The following is a 21,377-nucleotide window of genomic DNA, read 5'->3' as shown; positions in this document are numbered from 1 at the left end:
AATGTTGGCCAATGCCGATGACTGATCCACTGCACTCTCCGGCCGATCCGGCACTGGCCGGGCGCCGGGCGTTTCTGACCGGCGCGGCGCTGATCGGTGCTGGCGTGCTGACCGGATGCGCAACCAGGTCAGCGACCACCGGCCTGCGCATCGCCACGGCGGCTGCGCCGCGCCAGCCGACGCCGGTGCCCGCCGGTGCCCTGCCCGCCGAGCCGCCTGCGCTGGTGGCACGCGGGGATGCGCCGCGCGGCGTGCGGGCGGACCTGTATCGCCGGGCGCTGGCCGCGATGGAGTGGCACGGCACCCGCATCCCGGCGCGCGATCGCATCGTGATTGCCGATTTCACCCCCGGTTCGGCCCGCCCCCGGTTGCAGCTGATCAACCTGGAGGACGGAAAGGTCCGCGAGTTGCTGGTCGCGCACGGCATCGGGTCCGACCCCGGCCATAGCGGCTTTCTGCAACGCTTTTCCAATGTGCCGGACAGCGAGTGCACGTCGGCCGGCACCTATGTGACGCGTGATTATTATGTCGGCCAGCATGGCCATTCCCAGCGACTGATGGGGCTGGACCCCACCAACAACCTGGCATTCGAGCGGGCGATCGTGATCCACGCCGCCTGGTACGCCAATGCCGACATGATCGAAAAACATGGCAAGCTTGGCCGCAGTCAGGGCTGTTTCGCGGTTGGCGAGACGGAATTGGCGAACCTGTTCGGCGCACTTGGCGAAGGCCGCATGATCTATGCCGGCAAATCGGTTCTTGCCTGAGCCGTTAGTGGCGCATTCGTCCTTTTGTGCGTAAAAGCGCGGGCATGAGCGCCCCGTCCTTTACCAGCATCCATCGCCATGGCCTGATCCGCGTCGGTGCATGTACGCCGCGCGGCACGGTGGCCGATCCGGCGGCCGCAGCAGAATCGATCATCGACCTCGCCCGGCGCGGCGCGGCGCAGGGCGCGGACCTGCTGGTCTATCCCGAGCTGTGCATCACCGGCTATGCCATCGACGACCTGCACCTGCAGGATGCGCTGTGCGATGCGACAGAGGCCGCGCTGGCCCGGATCGTGGCTGCCAGCGCGGAATTGAGCCCCGTGCTGGCCGTCGGCGCGGCGCTTCGCCGGAACAACCGCCTGTATAATTGCGCCATCGCGATATCGCGCGGACGCATCCTGGGCGTGGTCCCGAAAACCTTCCTGCCCAATTACCGCGAATATTACGAGAAGCGGTGGTTTGCCCCCGGTCGCGGCGTCCCGGGCGGCACGATCGCCGTGGCGGGACAGACCGTGCCGTTCGGCACCAACCTGATCTTTGCCGCCGAAGACGTGCCCGATTTTGTCCTGCACATGGAGGTGTGCGAGGATTTCTGGGCACCGATCCCGCCATCCACGCATGGTGCGCTGGCCGGGGCGACGGTGCTGGCCAATCTGTCGGCATCCAACATCGTCATCGGCAAGGCGCGCGAACGGGCCATGCTGTGCGCCAGCCAGTCGGCCCGCGCCATCGCGGCCTATGTCTATTCCGCCAGCGGACCGGGCGAGAGCACCACCGACCTTGCCTGGGACGGTCAGGGGATGGTGCACGAGCTGGGCGAGCTGCTGGTGCAATCCGAACGGTTCGATGTCGCCAGCGAGCTGGTGCTGGCCGATGTCGATGTGGAGCGCATCCGGCTGGAGCGGATGCGTAACGGCACGTTCAACGATGCCGCCGACGCCGCCGGTCATCCCGAACAGCGGTTCACCCGCATCGGGTTCGTGCATCAGCCCGATGGCAGCGACCGCGGCCTGATGCGCGCCGTCCCCCGGTTTCCGTTCGTCCCCGACGATCCGGCGATGCTGGATGCCGACAGTTTCGAGGCGTTCAACATCCAGGTCGAGGGGCTGCGCCAGCGGATCGTGGCTTCGGGTGCAAAGCGGCTGGTGATCGGCATTTCCGGCGGCCTTGATTCCACCCACGCCCTGATCGTCGCGGCCAAGGCCTTTGATCGGCTGAACCGCCCGCGCACCGATATTCTGGGCTTTACCATGCCCGGTTTCGCCACCAGCGACGGGACAAAGGGCAATGCCTGGGCGCTGATGCGGGCGATGGGGATTTCGGCGGAGGAAATCGACATCCGCCCCGCCGCCCGGCAGCTGCTGACCGATATCGGGCACGGCTTTGCCAACGGCGAACCGGTGCACGACATCACGTTCGAGAATGTTCAGGCGGGCCTGCGCACCGATTATCTGTTCCGCATCGCCAATCAGCGGCAGGGCATCGTCGTCGGCACCGGCGACCTGAGCGAACTGGCGCTGGGCTGGTGCACTTATGGCGTCGGCGACCAGATGAGCCATTATGCGGTCAATGCCGGCGTTCCCAAGACGCTGATCCAGTATCTGATCCGCTGGTGCATCCGCGATGGCCAATTCGACGATGCCGCCAATCAGGTGCTGCAGGCGATCCTGGATACCGAAATCTCGCCCGAGCTGGTCCCGCCGGGCAGCGACGGCGCGATCCAGAGCACCGAATCGATCATCGGCCCCTATGCGTTGAACGATTTCTTTCTGCACCACATCGTCCGGTACGGGATGCGGCCGTCAAAGGTCGCGTTCCTAGCGTGGCACGCCTGGCGCGATGCCGCTGCGGGTGCATGGCCCGCGGGGTATCCGGCGGGCGACCGGAAGGGGTATGATCTGGTGACCATCCGGCACTGGCTGGAAAAATTCCTGATCCGGTTTTTCCAGACGAGCCAGTTCAAGCGGTCGGCCATCCCCAACGGGCCAAAGGTGTCGGGCGGCGGCGCATTGTCGCCACGCGGAGACTGGCGCGCGCCTTCGGACAGCGTGGCGACGGTGTGGCTGGACGAACTGCGCGCCAACGTCCCTGCGGACCTGATCTAACCCTGCATCAGCCGGGCGAGCGCCGGGCCGTCCAGCGGCGGCGCGCACAGATACCCCTGATAAAGCTGGCACCCCTCGCCAGCCAGCAGGTCGCGCTGGGCGCGGGTTTCGACGCCCTCCGCGATCAGGGTCAGGCCAAGCGAGCGAGCGATGTCGATGACCCCGCGGACGACCACGCGGCCGCGCGTCGATCCTTCGATATCGACGCTGAGCCTCCGGTCGAGCTTCAGGTAATCGACGGGCAGCGCCTTCAGATAGGCAAGGCTGGAATAGCCGGTGCCGAAATCGTCGATCGCCACCCGGCACCCCCCGGCCCGCAGCGCGCCCAGCACCAGCGCGGCCTGATCCAGTTCCTCGATCAACTCGCCCTCGGTAATCTCGATCGTCAAGCGGTCGCGCGGAAATCCGCTGCGGTCGATGCGGTCGAGCAGCACTGCGGCGGCGCTGGGGCTGGCGATATCGGCGGCGGTCAGGTTGATCGACAGGCGAAGATGCGCAAGCGTTGCGGGCCACCGCGCGGCCAGCGACAGCGAATGGCGCTGCACGTGATCGGACAGCGTCAGGCTCATGCCCGCCCGTTCGGCGGCGGCGAACAGCGCCTCTGCGCCGATTTCGCCGCGCTGCGGGTGCCGCCACCGGGCCAGCGCCTCGACACCGACAATTTCGCCGGACGCCATGGCGACCTGTGGCTGGAACAGGATTTCGATCGCGCCGCTGTCGATGGCGGCGGTCACATCGCGTGCCAGTGCATCGTCCGTCCCGCCATCGGTCGCGTCCGCCCGCCCCGCTGCGTCCGCCGTGACGACGATCCGCCGCAACAGGGCATCGACGCCCTCGCCCGCCCCGCTCCATGCGTGACCCGACAGGACGGACAGCAGCAGCGGCCGTTCGCCGACCAGCACCGGTTCCTTCAACAGATCGGCCAGACGTTCGGTGGCAAAACCGGCGCGCGCCGGATCGATCCCGGTGGCGGCGACCAGGAACCCAGACCGCCCCTCGCGTGCCACGACAATCTGACGGCCCAGCAGATCGCGGGCGGCGTTGCCGATCCGCCGGGCAAAGGTCGCGATGATGCGGTCCCGCGCCGCCGGGCCGTATGCGCGGTCGATCGCCTCCACCTGCCCGACGATCAGCCGGATTGCGACCACCGGCTTGCCATCGCCCAGCATCCGGCCGATCCAGTGGCGTGCAGCCTCCTCGTCCCGTGCAGCGGTCAGGGCATCGCGCAATTCGACGCGCGGTTCGGGCGCGGTGTCCAGCGGTTCGATCAGGCAATGCCAGCGCCCGGTATCGGCGTCATGCTGCACATGGCTGACCACCCGTCCGATCCCGGCAAGGTCATGGGCAAAGGCGGTGATGCCCGGCCCGTCGGCAATGCGGCGAATCGCCGATTTGCCGAGCGTGCGATCCTGAACCGTCATGCGCGACAGAATGGCCCCCGGCCCCGCATCCTCGGCAAGCGACAGCATCCGGGCAAGCGCGGGCGTCATCTGGAAACTGCGCATCGCCGGATCATGGCGCCACCCAAGCGCCGTGCCCGTGCCCGTGCCGGCAATCCGCCAGCCGCCGCCCATCCGGTCGACATGGGCGCGGGCCAGCACCAGCGACTGCGCCAGCATCACCGATGTAATGGGGCTGACGATGAAATGCGTCGCACCCGCCGCGATCAGCCGTGGCAGCCGTTCGTCGTCCGGTCGGGAAATCAGCACCAGCAGGGCATGGCCCAGCCGATGGATCAGCGGGCCAATCTCGATCGTGGCGGCCACCCCGTCGTCAATCGCGCCGCGCGCATCGATGATCGCCACCGCCGCGCCGCTCGCCTGATACCGCCGGGCAACGCCCTCGCCCCGCCGCGCGGCGACGACCCGCCATGCCGGTCCCGCCAGCTGGGCGGCCAGTTCGTCCCGCTGGCGAAAGGACAGCACGAACAGCGGCATTGCCGCCGGTTCCGCCTGCGAATTGCCGTGTCCCTTCAAACCGCGTCCGTCCCGCCCCGATGCTGCCGATACCGCCATAACCGGCCTTGTGCGCATCCTCCATAGGGCCTAGCTCTTGCGATTATGGAAACACCGCGCCCCCTGATCGACCGGCATGGCCGCGTCATCAGCTATTTGCGGTTGTCCGTGACCGATCGGTGCGACCTGCGCTGCGGATATTGCATGGCAGAGGACATGCAGTTCCTGCCCCGCGATCAGGTCCTGTCCCTCGATGAAATGGCCATGATCGCCGAGCGGTTCATTGCGCGCGGCGTGACCAGGATCCGGCTGACCGGCGGCGAGCCGCTGGTGCGCCGCGATGTCGGCGATCTGATCCGGCGGCTGGGACGGCATATCGGCAGCGGGCTGGACGAGCTGACCCTGACGACCAATGGGACGCAGCTGGATCGTCATGCGGCACAGCTGGCCGATGCAGGCGTCCGGCGGATCAATGTCAGCCTGGACAGTCGCAATCCCGAACGGTTCCGCACCATCACCCGGCGCGGAGACGTGGCCGATGTCCTGCGCGGCATCGACGCGGCGCGTGCGGCGGGCCTGCGGGTCAAGATCAACATGGTCGCGCTGAACGGCATCAACGACGACGAGATTGGATCGATGCTTGCCTGGTGCGCGCAGCAGGACATGGACCTGACGCTCATTGAAACCATGCCGATGGGCCAGGTGGATCAGGACCGGGCCGCCCGGTTCCTGCCGCTGACCGCGGTTCTGGACGCGCTGCACCGGCAGTTCGACCTTGCCACCGACGCGCATCGCAGCGGCGGGCCGGCGCGTTACTGGCGGGTTGGCGACGGGGGTACCCGGCTGGGCCTTATCTCGCCGCTGACGCAGAATTTCTGTTCAGGGTGCAACCGGGTCCGGCTGACGACGGAGGGGATGCTGTATCTTTGCCTGGGACAGGATGATCGGGTGGATTTGAAGACTGCGATTCGGTCCGGCGGGCTGGCGGCGGTGGATGCCGCGATTGATGCGGCCATCGCGATCAAACCTGCTGCCCATGATTTCGTCATCGCCAGCGGCGCCGCGCCCGCCGTCAGCCGTCATATGAGCGTGACCGGCGGATGAGCGGGATCGTCACCCCGACCGCCCGTGCGCTGGTCGCATCGTCCAGCCATGTTGCAAAGACGGCGCTGGGCGATCTGCGCGATGCCTATGACTGGGTGTCAATCGACCGGGCGGACATGATCGTCGCGCTGGGCGGCGACGGGTTCATGCTGCAAACGCTTCACGCCATGCTGGAACGGCATCGCATCGTGCCGGTATTCGGCATGAACCGGGGCACTGTCGGTTTCCTGATGAACGACTGGCGGCTGGACGGGCTCGATTCGCGGCTGGCGCGCGCCAAGCCGTTCAAGGTCACGCCGCTGACCATGACGGCGACAACCCTGTCGGGGGAACAGGTCGTGCTGCCCGCGATCAACGAGGTGTCGATGCTGCGCGAAACGCGGCAGACGGCAAAGCTGGCAATTTCGGTCAACGGCCGCCGCGTGATGCCGGAACTGGTATGCGACGGCGTGCTGGTGGCGACCCCGGCGGGATCGACCGCCTATAACCTGTCCGCCAACGGCCCCATCCTGCCGCTGGGGTCCGCGTTGCTGGCCCTGACGCCGATCAGCCCGTTCCGTCCCCGGCGCTGGCGCGGGGCGATTCTGCCGGACAAGACGCGCATCGTCATCGACGTCCTGGAAGCGGCCAAGCGGCCGGTCAGCGCGGTCGCCGATCAGCGCGAAGTGCGCGATGTCGCCCGGGTCGAGGTGGTCGTGGATCGCACGAGAGAGCTGACCTTGATGTTCGATCCGGAACATGCGTTGGACGAACGCATAACGATGGAACAGTTCATTTCCTGAGGGGGTTGCAACCCGCGTTCAGGGCGCTATAGAGCCCGCTCCGCCGTGTTCCCTGATAGCTCAGCGGTAGAGCACTCGACTGTTAATCGAGCGGCCGTAGGTTCGAATCCTACTCAGGGAGCCACCTTTTCCAACATCGTCGGACGCCATCGGGCCTGAACCGCAAATCGCGGTTTGGGGCGGTTCGCTGTGTCCGTCAGGCATCGATGCAGGGGCCAGCGGGATCACCGCCGGGCGGATGGATTCGCCATCGCCATCGCCATCGCCATCGCGCCGTATCGCCGTGCCGGACGGGTAATGAAAAAAGGGGCCGGACAGTTGCTGCCCGGCCCCCATTTTTTGCGGTCATCGCGAAAGCGCGATGGCTGCCGAATCAGCCCTTGCTGATGCCGGCCGCGGCGGCGACTTCGGCGGCGAAGTCGCTCTCTTCCTTTTCGATGCCCTCACCCAGCTGAAAGCGGACATAATCGACCAGCTTGATCGACGCGCCCGCATCCTTTGCAGCCTTGGCGACCACGTCGGCGACCGGGGTCTTGCCGTCATGGACGATGGGCTGGCTCAGCAGCGCGTTTTCCTTGGCGAACTTCTTCACCGAACCCTCGACCATCTTGGCGATGATGTCGGCGGGCTTACCGCTTTCGGCGGCCTTTTCGGTGGCGATGGCGCGCTCGCGCTCCAGGATGTCCTGATCCAGGCCGGTTTCGTCCAGCGCCAGCGGGAAGGCAGCGGCGACGTGCTGCGCCAGCTGCTTGCCCAGCGGCTCAAGCACATCGACACCGGCATCCGATTCCAGCGCGACCAGCACGCCGATCTTGCCCATGCCCGGCGCTGCAGCGTTGTGGACGTACGGAATCACCGCGCCCTGCGCGACTTCGATCCGCTTCATCCGGCGCAGCACCTGATTTTCGCCGATGGTGGCGATGTTCGCGGTCAGCACGTCCTCGACCGTACCGCCCTGCGGCATCGTTGCGCCCTTCAGCGCGTCGATATCGTTGACGTCCATCGCAAGCGCAGTGACGTCGCGCACGAACGACTGGAAAATCTCGTTCTTTGCGACGAAATCAGTCTGGCTGTTCACCTCGACCGCAACGCCCTTGGTCCCGGCAACGGCGACGCCGACCAGACCCTCGGCCGCGGTGCGGCTCGACTTCTTGGCGGCGGCGGCAAGGCCCTTGGTCCGCAGCCAGTCCATGGCGGCTTCGGTATCGCCGCCATTTTCGGCCAGCGCCTTCTTGCAATCCATCATGCCGGCGCCAGAGCGCTCGCGCAGTTCCTTGACCGCGGCTGCAGTGATCTCGGCCATGTTCAATTCCTCGTTTCAGCTATGGGTACGGGCGGAGCAGTGCATCAATGCCCTGCCCCGCCCGGATGACAAATTGGTGACGCCCGATGCCGGGCGCCGATATCCCGAAACCGGGTTCAGGCGTCGATCTGACGCTCGCCCTCGGCTGCCGTTTCCGGCTCGGTCGCAGCGGCGGGCGCTTCCGGCTCGCTCAGTGCTTCCTCGGCCGGCGGCTCGTCCATCGCGCCCAGGTCGAACCCGGACTTGGCCTGACGCTCCTGCCCGCCACGGGTCGCGGCAATCGCCACGGCTTCGCAATACAGGCGGATGGCGCGGCTGGCGTCGTCATTCGCGGGAACCGGGAACGCGATACCGTCCGGTGACACGTTCGAATCCAGGATCGCAACCACCGGGATGCCCAGCGTGTTGGCTTCCTTGATCGCCAGTTCTTCCTTGTTCGCGTCGATCACGAACATGATGTCGGGAATGCCGCCCATGTCGCGGATGCCGCCCAGGCTGAGTTCCAGCTTGTCGCGCTCACGCGTCAGGTTCAGCACTTCCTTCTTGGTCAGGCCGTGCGTGTCGCCAGACAGCGTTTCTTCCAGCGTCTTCAGGCGCTTGATCGAGTTGGAAATCGTCTTCCAGTTGGTGAGCATGCCGCCCAGCCAGCGATGGTTGACGAAATGCTGGCCCGAACGACGCGCGGCGTCGGCAATCGGCTCCTGCGCCTGGCGCTTGGTGCCGACGAACAGGACCTTGCCGCCCGAGGCGACGGTGGAGCTGACGAATTCGAGCGCGCGCGCGAACAGCGGCACGGTCTGCGACAGGTCGATGATGTGGACGCCGTTGCGGTCGCCAAAGATGTAGGGCTTCATCTTCGGGTTCCAGCGGTGCGTCTGGTGGCCGAAGTGCGCGCCTGATTCGAGCAATTGCTGCAGAGTGACGACAGGTGCCGCCATGGGATAGTCTCCTTCCGGTTAGTCCTCTGGGCGGTGAATATCGGACGACGCCCGACACCGGGTTATGTACCACCCATGAGAGATGCGGCGTCGCTTAATCCATGGCAGGTCGCAAAGCAATGCTTGACAGTGAGAACGGGAATAGAACATAAGGCGTTCACACCGGGATCATGGAACTTATCCACAGGGGATGGGTTCGCCGAATCGATCCATTCGGTTCGGGTATGGTCCCGCCGGGGTTGGAGATGGACGATGATTGCATTGCTCGTTTCGCTGGTGATTGCTGCCGGAATGCTGACGGCGTTGTTCGGCATCCTGTTCGCGCTTGAGCAGCGCGGTGCGCTCTGGCTGGACCTCATCCGCAACGGCGCACGGCCGTTCGACGCCGCCGCCGTTCAGATGCGCGTTACCCCTGTGCAGATTCGGCCGGTTGCGGCGCGGCAGCGCGCAGCCGCCTGACCCGGCGATAGGATGCGATGCTGAACGGGATCGTGGCCACGTACAGCACACAGATCGCGGTCAGCGTCTGCCACGGCGCGGAAAGCAGTGCAGCGCCGAACAGCACAACGATCAGGATCGCCTCGAACCGGATATTGGGCCGCAGTTTCAGCGATCCCCAGGAATAGGTTGCCAGGCTGGACGCCATCAGAAACGCGACAAACGCCATCCATGGCGCCACGATCCAGGGAGAGCGGAGCAGTTCCTCCCCGCTCCACAGCCAGATGAAGATGGGCAGCATGGCAAGACCCGCACCGGCCGGAGCGGGAACACCGGTCAGAAAGCCAGCGGACTTGTGCGGTTGAACATCCAGATCGATCGCCGCATTGAACCGCGCCAGTCGCAGCGCGCAAAACACCGCATAGATCAGGGCACACAGCCATCCGATCCGGGGCAGCGTGACCAGCGACCAGAGATAGACGATCAGCGCAGGCGCAACGCCGAACGAAATGGCGTCGGACAGCGAATCCAGTTCAGCCCCGAACCGGCTTTCACCGCGCATCATCCGCGCGACGCGGCCGTCGATGCCGTCCAGCACGCCAGCAATCAGGATCATCGTCACCGCGCGCTCGAACTCGGCGCCGATGGCATAGCGCACACCGGTCAGGCCGAAACATAGTGCCAGCGCAGTCACCGCGTTCGGCGCAATGGTCCTGAGCGGAATTCCGCCACGGGGCCGGGGTGCCCGGATCGCGCGCCGGCGCGGGCCGAGCATTATTGCGAAACGCCAGTGGGTGCCGCCACGCCGATCCGGCCAAGCACGGTTTCACCGGCAATCGCACGCTGACCCAGCGCCACCTGCGGCTCCACCCCCTCGGGCAACCACACATCGACCCGGCTGCCAAATCGGATCAGCCCGACCCGCTGGCCCGCAACGACCATGTCGCCGGGCTTTACAAAGCTGAGGATGCGGCGCGCGACCAGGCCGGCAATCTGCGTCATCGCCACCCGCACGCCATCACGCCGTTCGATCACCAGATGCTGGCGCTCGTTTTCGTCCGACGCCTTGTCGAGATCAGCGTTCAGAAACTTGCCGGAGATATAGACATGTTCGGTGATCGTGCCGGTCACCGGGGTGCGGTTCACATGAACGTCGAACACGCTCATGAACACCGACACGCGAACCCGCGTTGCATCGGGCAATCCGCCTGGCCCGCCCAGTTCGGGCGGCACCGGCACCCGCTGGACCATGGTGACCAGCCCGTCGGCGGGCGAAACGATCAGGTCGGCGCCCTGCGGCGTCACGCGCACCGGATCGCGGAAAAAGGCAGCGACCCAGATCGTCAGGCCGACCAGCGCAAACCCCAGCTCGTCCCAGATGGCGACCAGAAAGACGAAAGCGGTCACGCCGCTGATGGCGATATATTTCCATCCTTCGGGATGGATGGACGGCCAACGCCACTTCACTGTCTGTGGCAGGCCGGAACCAGGTTCGATCTCTTGCATCCCATCAGGTCTAACTGTGCTGTCCCTGCAACACAATGCCCAGCAAGGGTCCTTGTTCCGGACGGTTGATCGTCCGCCCGCTTGTGCCTAGGAGGCAGCGAAACCCCAAAACCTCTAAATCGGGAATGCGAACGCATGGCGAAAATCAAGGTCAAGACGCCGGTCGTGGAGATTGACGGCGACGAGATGACGCGGATCATCTGGCAATGGATCCGCGAGCGGCTGATCCAGCCCTATCTCGATATCGACCTGGTTTATTTCGATCTCGCCGTCGAAAAGCGTGACGAAACCGACGATCAGATCACGATCGACAGCGCCAATGCGATCAAGAAGTACGGCGTTGGCGTGAAGTGCGCCACGATCACCCCGGACGAACAGCGGGTCGAGGAGTTCGGCCTGAAGAAGATGTGGCGGTCGCCCAATGGCACCATCCGCAACATCCTGGGCGGCGTGGTGTTCCGCGAACCGATCGTGATCCAGAATGTGCCGCGCCTGATCCCCGGATGGACCAAGCCGATCGTCGTCGGCCGTCACGCATTCGGTGACCAGTATCGCGCGACCGATTTCCTGGTCCCCGGCCCGGGCAAGCTGCGCCTCGTCTGGGAAGGCGCGAATGGCGAGAGCATCGACCGCGAAGTGTTCGACTTCCCGGGCGCTGGCGTCGCCATGGCGATGTACAATCTGGACGAATCGATCCGCGATTTCGCGCGCGCCAGCTTGAATTACGGCCTCAACCTTGGCTGGCCGGTTTACCTGTCGACCAAGAACACGATCCTCAAGGCCTATGACGGCCGGTTCAAGGACATTTTCGAGGACGTGTATCAGGCGGAGTTCAACGACCGGTTCAAGGAAGCCGGCATCGAATATCAGCACCGCCTGATCGACGACATGGTGGCCAGCGCCCTGAAGTGGCATGGCGAGTTCGTCTGGGCGTGCAAGAATTATGACGGCGACGTCCAGTCGGATCAGGTCGCTCAGGGCTTTGGCTCGCTGGGCCTGATGACCAGCGTCCTGATGTCGCCGGACGGCAAGACGGTCGAGGCGGAAGCCGCCCATGGCACCGTCACCCGCCACTATCGCCAGCACCAGCAGGGCAAGGCGACCAGCACCAATCCGATCGCGTCGATCTTTGCCTGGACCGGCGGCCTCAAGTTCCGCGGCCGGTTCGACGGCACGCCTGAAGTGACGCAGTTTGCCGAGACGCTGGAGCGGGTCTGCATCGAAACGGTGGAGAGCGGCAAGATGACCAAGGATCTGGCCATCCTGATCGGCCCGGATCAGCCGTGGATGACCACGGAACAGTTCTTTGAGGCGATCCGCACCAATCTGGAAGCGGAAATGGGCAAGATCACCGGCTGATCAGCCTGCCGAACGACAAACAGGGGCTGCCCGGAAACCCTTCCGGGCGGCCTTTTTTGTTTTGCCGCATTGGCCGCCGCGCAAAAAAGCTGCGTATCGGGACGGGAATGCTTTCCCGATCGTGCCGCGCGTGATTAAGGTCGGGCCATGCACCTCCGCCTTGCCAGCAATGGATTTTCCGACGCCCTCGTCATCCTTGGCGCGGCAGGCCTTGTCATCCCCGCCTTTGCCCGGTTCCGGATCAGCCCCGTGATCGGCTTCATTCTGGTCGGCCTGTTGGTCGGCCCGGCCGGGCTGGGCGCGCTCGTGCCCCAGGCGCCGTGGCTCTATTACATCACCATTTCCGACCCGGAATCGATCGAGCCATTTGCCGAGTTCGGCATCATCCTGCTGCTGTTTTCCATCGGCCTTGAGCTGTCGTTCAAGCGGCTATGGGCGATGCGGCGGCTGGTGTTCGGCGTGGGCGCGGCGGAGCTGTTCGGATCGGCACTGTTCATCGCGGTTGCGCTGCAGTTTTTCGGGCAAAGCTGGGCGGCGGCGATCGGTCTTGGCCTCGCCCTGTCGCTATCCTCCACCGCGCTGGTGCTGCCGATCGCGGGAACCGAGCGACCGGCGGGCAAGGCGGCGTTCGCCATGCTGCTGTTCGAGGACGTGGCGCTGGTGCCGATCATCTTCCTGCTGGGCGCGCTTGGCCCGGCCGCCAGTGACGAGGGCTGGGTCGGGCTGGCCGACATCGCCCTGACCGGATCGATCAGCGTCGTTGGCCTTTACATTGCCGGGCGCTTCGTCCTGCCGCGCCTGTTCGGACAGGCGGCACGGGCAAAGAACCCGGAACTGTTCCTGGCTGCCAGCCTGCTGGTCGTCATCGTGGCCAGCCTGGTCACCTCTGCCGCCGGGCTCAGCCCCATCGTCGGCGCACTGCTTGCCGGTCTGCTGATCGCGGAAACCGAATATCACAGCGAGGTCGAGGTGATGACCGCGCCGTTCCGCGGCCTTGCCCTCGGCGTGTTCCTGATCACGGTCGGGATGCGGCTCGACTGGCGATACCTGGCCGAAAACGGGGCGATGGTGACCGGCGCCATCGTCGGCGTCATGCTGGCCAAGACGACGGTTACGGCCGCGCTGCTCCGCCTGTCGGGCGCGCGCAACAGCACCGCAATCGAAACCGCGGTGATGATGGCCAGTCCGTCAGAAACGACGCTGATCGTGCTTGGCGTCGCAACCGCCGCGCTGCTGATCGATCCGCAAACGGCGGCGTTCTGGACTGCGGTGACCGCCATCGGGCTGACCATCACGCCGCTGCTGGCCAAGACGGGGCAGGTAATCGCGCGCGAGATCGAACAGCGCACTGGCGAACTGCCGCCCGAGGCAGAGGTGGGGCGCGAGGGGCCGGGTACCGTCATCATCGGATTTGGCCGGGTTGGTCGCACGGTCGCCGATCTGCTGCGTGCGCACGGCAAGACGTTTGTCGCGGTCGACGCCAATATCGAATCGGTGACCGATGCCCGGCGGGCGGGATATCCGATGATCTTTGGCGATGTGTCGCGGGCCGAACTGGTCGACCGGCTGAACCTTGGCCGTGCCGATGCGCTGATCCTGACGATGGACGAACCGGTGCTGACCGTGCGGCTGACCAAGCGGGTGCGCGGCTGGCTGCCCGATCTGCCCATCATCGCCCGCGCGCGCGATCAGGACCATGCCGCCGAACTGTACAAGGCCGGGGCCACCGACGCGGTGCCCGAAACGCTGGAAAGCTCGCTTCAGCTGGCCGAGGCGGTGCTGGTCGACCTGGGCGTGGCCATGGGACCGGTGATTGCCAGCATCCACGAAAAACGGGACGAGATGCGCAAGGGCATTCAGCATGCCGCCGGGCTGGACCGGGAACCCCGCATCCGCCGAGTGCGCCAGTCGGCAGCCGAATGACGGTCGCCGGCCGGGCGGCGGATCAGTCCCCTGCCCCGGCCCGCTCGGCAAAATGCCACGCCGCCGCCGCCAGTGCGGGAAGGCGCGCAACCGCATCGGCCGCCGCAGTGCTGGACGCATTGCCATCGATCATCCGCCGCTTGATTCCCTGAACGATCCCGGCCAGCCGGAAGAGATTGTAGCTGAAATACCAGTCTAGGTCGGGCACGCCGTCCCGGCCCGTGGCGGCGCAGTATCGCTCCACCGCCTCTTCCAGCGTGGGGATGCCCGTTGCTGGCCCGGTCTGCCCCTTGACCCCGGATCGCCCCTCCGGCTCTGTCACCCAGTTCATCAGAAGGTAGCTGAAATCCGCCAGCGGATCGCCCAGCGTCGACAATTCCCAGTCGAGCACGGCCAGCACGCGCGGCCCGTCATCGGCAAAGATCAGATTGTCGATCCGGTAATCGCCATGCACGATGCTGACCCGCGTCTGCGGCGGAACGGACCGCGGCAGCCAGTCGATCAGCCGCTCGATCTCCGGCAGGTCATCTGTCTGACTGGCGCGATATTGCCGGGACCATCGGTCCACCTGCCGTTCGAAATAATTGCCCGGCCGGCCATAATCGGACAGGCCGACCGCATCCGGATCAATCGCGTGCAGGGCGGCGAGCGTGTCGATCAGCGCATGATAATGCGCCCGTCGGTCATCGGGCGACATACGGGGCAGCGTTCCGTCCCACAGCGTCCGGCCCCTCACCTCCTCCATCAGATAGAAGGGCGCGCCGATTACCCCGGCATCCTCGCACAGGGCAATCGGCCGGGCGACCGGAAAGCCGCTGGGGTGCAGCGCACCGATCAAACGATATTCGCGCTCAATGGCATGGGCCGATGGCAGGATCGGCCCGAACGGCTTGCGGCGCAGGACGCACGAACCGGCGGGACCGTCGACACGATAGGTCGGATTGCTTTGCCCGCCCGAAAATTTGGTGCAGCGGACCGGGCCGTGATGGCCCGGCAGATGCGCCGTCATCCAGCGATCCAGCGCGGCGTCGTCCAGGTCGCTCATCCGAACCGGATCACCGAACGCACCGCGCCGCCACGGCGCAGCTTTTCCAGCGCATCGTTCACATCCTCCAGCGCAATCGTTTCCGCCACCATCCTGTCGAGGTCGAGCAGCCCGTCCAGATACATCCGGACCAGCCGGGGCATGTCGACGGGAAAGCGCGTTGACCCCAGCAGCGATCCCTGAATCTTCTTTCCGGTCAGAAAGGTCGGGCCGGGCAGGCTGACCGACTGGCCCGGCGCAATCATGCCCAGGATCGTCGCCGTGCCGCCCCGGCGCAGGATCGTCCAGGCAAGCTCTGCCGTGTCCCCCCGTCCCACCGCCTCGATCGCGTGATGGACGCCGCCATTGGTCAGGACCTGAATAGATTTGGCGGCTCCGGCCTCGCCCGGATCGATCGCATGGGTCGCGCCCATCGCCATGGCGGTGGCCCGTTTGTCGGCCAGCGGGTCGACGGCGATGATCATGCCGGCGCCCGCAATCCGCGCCGCATTGATCGCGGCAAGGCCGATGCCCCCCGCCCCGATCACGGCAACGCTTTCCCCCGGCTGCACCTTGCTGTCGTTGAAGATCGCGCCAGCGCCGGTGATGACGGCACAGCCGAGCAGCGCGGCCCGTTCCAGAGGCATCGCCCGGTCGATCGCCACACAGGCGTTTTCATGGACCAGCATCTGTTCGGCAAAGGCCGACAGATTGAGGAACGGGTTAAGCGGCGTGCCATCGGCCAGCGACAACCGGGGTTCGGCACCGGCCGGCCGACGCGTCGACGGATCGATGCACAGGGACGGGCGGCCGGTGACGCAGTATTCGCACGACCCGCAAAAGGCGGTGAAGAAGGTGATGACATGATCGCCGGGGCGAACCGTCGTAACCCCCTCGCCCACCGCCTCGACAACGCCCGATGCCTCATGGCCGGGCACGGTCGGCACGGGGTGCGGAAAGCTGCCGTCGACGAAATGCAGGTCCGACCGGCACACGCCGCACGCGGCCGTGCGGATCAATACCTCGCGCGGGCCGGGGGCATCGATCACCACCTGCTCGATGGACAGCGGCTGGCCCGCCGCACGCAGGACCGCAGCCTTCACGCGCCGTATCGCCCGAATTCGGCGCGTGCGATGGCGCGGTTGTGAACCTCATCCGGTCCGTCGGCAAAGCGCAGGGTGCGGATGCTGGCCCATGCGCTGGCCAGGCCGAAATCATCCGAAACGCCCGCGCCGCCATGCGCCTGGATCGCATCGTCCAGCACGCTGAGTGCCATCGTCGGCGCCTGCACCTTGATCATCGCGATTTCCAGCTGGGCCGCCTTGTTGCCCGCGCGGTCCATCATGTCCGCCGCCTTCAGGCACAACAGGCGCGTCATCTCGATATCGATCCGCGCATGGGCGATGCGCTGTTCCCAGATCGAATGTTCCGCAATGCGCTTGCCGAACGCCGTGCGCGCCATCAGCCGCCGGGCCATCGCCTCGATCGCGACCTCCGCCACACCGATGGTGCGCATGCAATGGTGGATGCGGCCGGGGCCAAGCCGTCCCTGCGCGATTTCAAAGCCCCGCCCCTCGCCCAGCAACAGGTTGGCGGCGGGAACGCGGACATTGTCCAGCACCACCTCGCCATGGCCATGGGGCGCGTGGTCATAGCCATAGACGGACAGCATCCGTTCGATCCGCACGCCCGGCGCGTCCAGCGGGACCAGGATCATCGACTGCTGCTGGTGTCGGCGCGCCTCCGGGTCGGTCTTGCCCATCACGATGGCAATCCTGCAGCGCGGATCCCCGGTGCCGGACGACCACCATTTCCGCCCGTTGATGACATAGTCATCGCCATCCCGGACGATGGACGTTTCGATATTGGTCGCGTCGGACGATGCGACGGCGGGCTCGGTCATCAGAAAGGCGCTGCGAATGTCGCCATTCATCAACGGACGAAGCCACGCCTCCTTCTGCTCGCGCGTGCCATAGCGGTGCAGCACCTCCATATTGCCGGTGTCGGGCGCGGAACAGTTGAAACATTCGCTGGCCCAGCCGATCCGCCCCATCTCCTCGGCACACAGGGCATATTCCAGATTGGTCAGCTGATCCCCTTCGAACACGAAGCTGTCGTCGACATGCGTCTGGCCCGAATGAGGCGGCATGAAGAAGTTCCAGAGGCCGGCCGCCCGCGCCTTTTCCTTCAGCGCCTCGATCAGCGGTACCGGCTGCCACCGGTCGACACCGGCGACATGCGCATGATATTCGGCATCGCGCGGCGCGATTTCGCGGGCGATAAAGGCGCGCACCCGGTCGCGATAGGCCGCCTGTCGATCGGTCAGGGTAAAGTCCATCGGCCATCCTCTCCGTCGCGGTTTCCACCGCCAGCACCACAGGGGTAGAACATACCCATTGTTCGGTAAAGCCGCACATCGGGTGAGTTGAACGATAGCATCCCCGGTTTTCCGTTTGGGGCCATTACCGACAGAAAATACTGGTAGCACGAAAACAAGCTGCTAAGCTGAACCGATGGGCGATCGGGTGGATGTGCGCGAGGGCGAGGCGCAGGGGACCAGGCGGTATCAGGAAAAGCGGGACGCGATCCTTGCCGCCGCTGCAGACGCGATCAACGAACAAAGCGCAAAGGGCATGACCTTTGCCGATGTGGCACGGCGTGTCGGCCTGAATACCACCAGCGTCACCTATTATTTCCGCCGGAAAGAGGATCTGGCCGCCGCTGCGTTCGAACATACGCTGGGCCGGCTGCGGGCGATGCTGATGGAGGCGATGGCAGAGGGCGATCCGGCTTCACGGGTTCAGCGGTATCTGGCGATCAACATGGCCCGCATGGCCGCGATCCGCCGCGGGGAGGTGCATAACTTCGCCATCCTGTCCGATCTCCGCGCGATGGAGGAACCGATGCGGTCGGGCCTGCTGGCCGGATGGCGCGACGTGTTCCGCACCGCCCGACGCTTTTGGGGCGACGCCGCCGGCCGGGCTCAGACCGACCTGTACGGCGCGCGGGCGCACGTGTTGCTGGAAAACACCTTCTGGCTGAATGCGTGGATCGAACGCTATGCCATCGATCAGTATGACCGGGTGCAGGCCCGGCTTGGCGACCTGTTCGCGGGCGGACTGGCCGCGCCGGGGCAGCATTGGGCGCCTCAGCTGCTGACGCTGGAGCCGGTGGAAAGCGAGCCGCAGCGTGAGGCGTTTCTGCTGGCCGCCACCCGGCTGATCAACGAACTGGGCTATCGGGGGGCGTCGGTCAGCCGGATCGCGTCGGAGCTGAATGTCACCAAGGGCAGTTTCTATCATCACCTGGATGCCAAGGACGAACTGGTCACCGCGTGCTATCGGCGCAGCTTCGACCTGATCAGCGCAGCGCAGCGTGCGGCGGATGCGCGCGGCGGCACGCATTGGCAGCGGATGACCGATGTCGTCGCAACGCTGCTCGACATCCAGTTTTCGGAACGGGGACCCTTGCTGCGCACCACCGCGCTGTCCGGTCTGCCGCCCGCTGCGCGTCAGGCGATGGTCGACCGATCGAACATGATCGCCCGCCGCTTTGCCGGCACGATCAGCGACGGGATCAGCGAAGGAACGATCCGGGCGGTCGATCCGCTGGTCGCGTCCCAGGCGCTGATGGCGCTGCTCAATGCCGCGTTCGACATGCGCAAATGGGCCAGCGCGATGCCGCGCGAACGGGCGGTCGCCTTTTATGCCTCGACCCTGATGGCGGGGCTGTTCGACGGCCATGTAATCGATCGTCATTAACGGCTGGAACCAGCGCGCGGCAAGGATCGTTGGTGGGTCGAAACGGAGACTGCACCATGCGCCATGCCCTAGCCCCGCTGATGATCCTTGCCCTGCTGCCCGCCCTGCCCGCCGCCGCCCGGCCGCAGCCCGGTCAGGACGCCGCGCAGGAAAAGGACAAGAAGGAAGACAAGACCGGCAAGGTCGCCGGCGATATCGTCAGCCAACCCGCGCGGGACGTGGGTGCGGTCGAGACGAAAACGCCCGAGGTGCTGGTCAAGGCGCAGGCAGCGCCCTACAGCCTGACCGGCATCCGCACCTGTGGGCAGATCACGCAGGCGCTTGGCGAACTCAGCGCCGTGCTTGGTCCCGATTTCGACGCCACCCCAGAAGAGCGCAGCCGCGAGGGCAAGGTGGCCGAAGCCGGCGGCCGCGCCGTCGTCAATTCGCTGATCCCGTTCCGCGGCCTGGTGCGCGAAATCAGCGGCGCGGCGGGCGCAGACCGGCGGCTGCAGGCGGCGATCGATGCCGGCCATGCCCGGCGCGGCTTCCTGCGCGGCGTCCATCGCACGCGGGGATGCAAGGCCGCTGCCTGACGCGGAACAGGCGAAGCGGTAGCGGCGGGGGGCGAAACAATTTCTAGGCGGTACGGCCGCCTTGCCCCGCGCTGGCCAGCACCTACCTGTTGGCCAACTGCATCAGGCGGAGCAAGACATGATCGACCTGCATTACTGGCCGACGCCCAATGGCCACAAGACTACCCTGTTCCTTGAGGAAACCGGCCTTCCCTACACCGTCCATCCGGTCAACATCGGTACGGGCGATCAGTTCAAGCCGGAATTTCTGGCCATCGCGCCCAACAACCGGATGCCCGCGATCGTCGATCATGCCCCGGCCGATGGCGGCGCACCGGTCAGCATTTTCGAAAGCGGCGCGATCCTTCAGTATTTGGCCGACAAGACCGGCCAGTTCGGCGGCACGGACGCCCGCAACCGGATCGAGGTTGCGCAATGGCTGTTCTGGCAGATGGGCGGCCTGGGCCCCATGGCGGGGCAGAACCATCATTTCAGCCGCTATGCCCCCGAACGGATTCCCTATGCCGTGGACCGGTATGTCAAGGAAACCGCGCGGCTGTACGGCGTGCTCGACCGGCGGCTGGCCGACCGGGCGTTCATCGCAGGGGAATATTCCATCGCGGACATGGCCGCCTATCCCTGGATCGTCCCCTATGAAGCGCAGGGACAGCGGCTGGAGGATTTCCCCAACCTGAAACGCTGGTTCGATGCGATCGCAGCACGGCCCGCAACGATCGCGGCCTATGCGCTGGGCGAAAAGATCCGTCCGGCCGATACGCCGATGACCGAAGAGCAAAAGCGCGTCCTGTTCGGTCAGAACGCCGCGAAATGATCCGATAACGTACCGCCGCCGCGACAGATTGCGACAATAATCCGGTCGCCCGACAAATTCGGGCGACAAATCCCGACGAAAAGCATCGTCAATGTCGGGATGTTCCCGGCAAGGGATCAAGGAAACGGATGATGGTTCGCAACACGATAATCGCGGCGGCGCTGAGCGCCACGACCATTCTGGCCGGCGGTGCGCTGGCCGCCCAGCAGCTGGGAGTGGATGGCCCCGACCGGATGCTGGTCAAGCTGGACAGCAACAAGGACGGCAAGATCAGCCAGGCGGAAATGGTGGCTGAATCCGACGCCCGCTTTGCCAAGCTGGACGTCAACAAGGACGGGCAGCTTTCGCCCGAGGAAATGCCCAAGCGAGGCCATGGCAAGCGCCACGGCGGCGGCCGCGGCGAACGGCGCGCCATGATGATGGAGCGCATGGACACCAATGGCGACGGCCAGGTGTCGACCGAGGAGCGGGAGGCTGCACGCGCGGCCATGGTCGCCCGGCTCGACACCAACAAGGATGGTCAGGTTTCGCGGGAGGAACGGCGCGCCGGACGCGCTGACGCTGGCGAGATGCGTGGCGCGCCGGGCCGCTGGGCCGATGCAGACCGCGACGGGACGGTGACCGATGCGGAACGCGCCGCTCTGCGCGAGAAGATGCAGGCGCGGCTGGATGCGAACAAGGACGGCACGGTTTCCGATGCCGAACGTGCCGCCGCCCGCAAGACGATGGGCCAGATCGGCGGCCGCATGATGGCCCGTGTCGATACCGACGGAAACGGCACGGTCAGCCAGGCGGAAATGCGCGTACAGGCACAGGCCCGGTTCGCGCGGCTGGACACCAACAAGGATGGGCAGATCGACGCCGCCGAACGCAGCGCGGCCAAGGCCCGCTTTGCCGAATTGCGGGACAAGTGGCGCGATGGCCGCCTGCCCATGCCGGCGGAGGCGCCGCCCCCGCCCCCGGCCGGCTGATCGCCGCCGACGCCCGACGCGCCAGGGCGGAGCCTTGCTTCCGCTCTGGCGTTTG

The 21,377-nt window shown here is 65.9% G+C and carries 19 protein-coding genes and 1 tRNA gene; 12 read left to right on the top strand and 8 right to left on the bottom strand.

Annotated features, from left to right (window positions below):
- The first annotated feature begins 17 nt into the window (after positions 1–17).
- Positions 18–767 (top strand): murein L,D-transpeptidase catalytic domain family protein, encoded by a 750-nt coding sequence (locus tag ACNI3Q_RS02170; RefSeq protein WP_426273771.1) that lies wholly within the window; start codon positions 18–20, stop codon positions 765–767.
- A 44-nt stretch (positions 768–811) separates the two neighbouring features.
- On the top strand, positions 812–2,872 hold the full coding sequence (locus ACNI3Q_RS02165; protein ID WP_426273769.1) for an NAD(+) synthase: 2,061 nt from the start codon (positions 812–814) through the stop codon (positions 2,870–2,872).
- On the opposite strand, the gene ACNI3Q_RS02160 is transcribed toward ACNI3Q_RS02165, so the two are convergent.
- Complete coding sequence (locus tag ACNI3Q_RS02160) at positions 2,869–4,887, bottom strand: EAL domain-containing protein (protein WP_426273767.1); 2,019 nt, start codon at positions 4,885–4,887, stop codon at positions 2,869–2,871. The two genes, ACNI3Q_RS02165 and ACNI3Q_RS02160, sit on opposite strands and share 4 nt — an antisense overlap.
- A gap of 45 nt (positions 4,888–4,932) precedes the next feature.
- Between ACNI3Q_RS02160 and moaA the strand changes: the two genes are divergently transcribed.
- The 3 genes from moaA (at position 4,933) to ACNI3Q_RS02145 (ending at position 6,837) form a co-directional block, all read left to right on the top strand.
- Positions 4,933–5,931 carry a GTP 3',8-cyclase MoaA gene (gene moaA / locus ACNI3Q_RS02155; protein ID WP_426273766.1) on the top strand — a complete coding sequence of 333 codons (999 nt, stop codon included), beginning with the start codon at positions 4,933–4,935 and terminating at the stop codon, positions 5,929–5,931.
- Positions 5,928–6,713, top strand: coding sequence for an NAD kinase (locus ACNI3Q_RS02150; protein ID WP_426273764.1), 786 nt, complete (start codon positions 5,928–5,930; stop codon positions 6,711–6,713). The genes moaA and ACNI3Q_RS02150 overlap by 4 nt, the downstream gene beginning before the upstream one ends.
- Before the next feature lie 49 nt (positions 6,714–6,762).
- Positions 6,763–6,837: transfer RNA gene (locus tag ACNI3Q_RS02145), tRNA-Asn, on the top strand.
- Positions 6,838–7,086: 249 nt separating this feature from the next.
- On the opposite strand, the gene tsf is transcribed toward ACNI3Q_RS02145, so the two are convergent.
- Together tsf and rpsB are read right to left on the bottom strand one after the other, a co-directional pair.
- Positions 7,087–8,016: a translation elongation factor Ts gene (tsf, locus tag ACNI3Q_RS02140; RefSeq protein ID WP_426273762.1), complete on the bottom strand. Its 930-nt coding sequence runs from the start codon at positions 8,014–8,016 to the stop codon at positions 7,087–7,089.
- 116 nt (positions 8,017–8,132) lie between these two features.
- Positions 8,133–8,954 carry a 30S ribosomal protein S2 gene (gene rpsB / locus ACNI3Q_RS02135; protein ID WP_426273760.1) on the bottom strand — a complete coding sequence of 274 codons (822 nt, stop codon included), beginning with the start codon at positions 8,952–8,954 and terminating at the stop codon, positions 8,133–8,135.
- 252 nt (positions 8,955–9,206) lie between these two features.
- Between rpsB and ACNI3Q_RS02130 the strand changes: the two genes are divergently transcribed.
- Positions 9,207–9,413, top strand: a complete 207-nt coding sequence (locus ACNI3Q_RS02130) for a hypothetical protein (RefSeq protein WP_426273758.1) — start codon at positions 9,207–9,209, stop codon at positions 9,411–9,413.
- Here the strand turns inward: ACNI3Q_RS02130 and pssA are convergent.
- Positions 9,361–10,167 (bottom strand): CDP-diacylglycerol--serine O-phosphatidyltransferase, encoded by an 807-nt coding sequence (gene pssA / locus ACNI3Q_RS02125; protein WP_426273756.1) that lies wholly within the window; start codon positions 10,165–10,167, stop codon positions 9,361–9,363. The genes ACNI3Q_RS02130 and pssA overlap by 53 nt on opposite strands.
- Positions 10,167–10,898 carry a phosphatidylserine decarboxylase gene (locus ACNI3Q_RS02120; protein WP_426273754.1) on the bottom strand — a complete coding sequence of 244 codons (732 nt, stop codon included), beginning with the start codon at positions 10,896–10,898 and terminating at the stop codon, positions 10,167–10,169. Before ACNI3Q_RS02120 ends, pssA begins: the two co-directional genes overlap by 1 nt.
- A 135-nt stretch (positions 10,899–11,033) precedes the next feature.
- Here ACNI3Q_RS02120 and ACNI3Q_RS02115 point away from each other — a divergent pair, with 135 nt between their 5' ends.
- Positions 11,034–12,257: an NADP-dependent isocitrate dehydrogenase gene (locus ACNI3Q_RS02115; protein WP_426273752.1), complete on the top strand. Its 1,224-nt coding sequence runs from the start codon at positions 11,034–11,036 to the stop codon at positions 12,255–12,257.
- Between the two features lie 147 nt (positions 12,258–12,404).
- Positions 12,405–14,180: a cation:proton antiporter domain-containing protein gene (locus ACNI3Q_RS02110; RefSeq protein WP_426273750.1), complete on the top strand. Its 1,776-nt coding sequence runs from the start codon at positions 12,405–12,407 to the stop codon at positions 14,178–14,180.
- Positions 14,181–14,202: 22 nt separating this feature from the next.
- Here ACNI3Q_RS02110 and ACNI3Q_RS02105 read toward each other — a convergent pair whose 3' ends face one another.
- The 3 genes from ACNI3Q_RS02105 to ACNI3Q_RS02095 are packed head-to-tail and all read right to left on the bottom strand — an operon-like array spanning position 14,203 to position 17,542.
- Entirely contained in the window at positions 14,203–15,225 is a 1,023-nt protein-coding gene (locus ACNI3Q_RS02105) for a phosphotransferase family protein (RefSeq protein WP_426273748.1), read from the bottom strand.
- Positions 15,222–16,307, bottom strand: coding sequence for a Zn-dependent alcohol dehydrogenase (locus ACNI3Q_RS02100; RefSeq protein ID WP_426273746.1), 1,086 nt, complete (start codon positions 16,305–16,307; stop codon positions 15,222–15,224). The genes ACNI3Q_RS02105 and ACNI3Q_RS02100 overlap by 4 nt, the downstream gene beginning before the upstream one ends.
- Complete coding sequence (locus ACNI3Q_RS02095) at positions 16,304–17,542, bottom strand: acyl-CoA dehydrogenase family protein (protein WP_426273744.1); 1,239 nt, start codon at positions 17,540–17,542, stop codon at positions 16,304–16,306. The genes ACNI3Q_RS02100 and ACNI3Q_RS02095 overlap by 4 nt, the downstream gene beginning before the upstream one ends.
- 175 nt (positions 17,543–17,717) lie before the next feature.
- On the opposite strand from ACNI3Q_RS02095, the gene ACNI3Q_RS02090 reads away from it, so the two are divergent.
- The 4 genes from ACNI3Q_RS02090 (at position 17,718) to ACNI3Q_RS02075 (ending at position 21,322) form a co-directional block, all read left to right on the top strand.
- Complete coding sequence (locus tag ACNI3Q_RS02090; RefSeq protein ID WP_426273741.1) at positions 17,718–18,965, top strand: TetR/AcrR family transcriptional regulator; 1,248 nt, start codon at positions 17,718–17,720, stop codon at positions 18,963–18,965.
- 56 nt (positions 18,966–19,021) lie between these two features.
- Entirely contained in the window at positions 19,022–19,540 is a 519-nt protein-coding gene (locus tag ACNI3Q_RS02085) for a hypothetical protein (protein WP_426273739.1), read from the top strand.
- Positions 19,541–19,658: 118 nt separating this feature from the next.
- On the top strand, positions 19,659–20,351 hold the full coding sequence (locus ACNI3Q_RS02080; protein ID WP_426273737.1) for a glutathione binding-like protein: 693 nt from the start codon (positions 19,659–19,661) through the stop codon (positions 20,349–20,351).
- Between the two features lie 128 nt (positions 20,352–20,479).
- Positions 20,480–21,322, top strand: a complete 843-nt coding sequence (locus ACNI3Q_RS02075) for an EF-hand domain-containing protein (protein WP_426273735.1) — start codon at positions 20,480–20,482, stop codon at positions 21,320–21,322.
- The last annotated feature ends 55 nt before the right edge of the window (positions 21,323–21,377 follow it).

This window comes from Sphingomonas eleionomae (assembly GCF_049889035.1).
Taxonomy (GTDB): domain Bacteria; phylum Pseudomonadota; class Alphaproteobacteria; order Sphingomonadales; family Sphingomonadaceae; genus Sphingomonas.
This window is presented reverse-complemented; position numbering and strand designations above follow the sequence as displayed.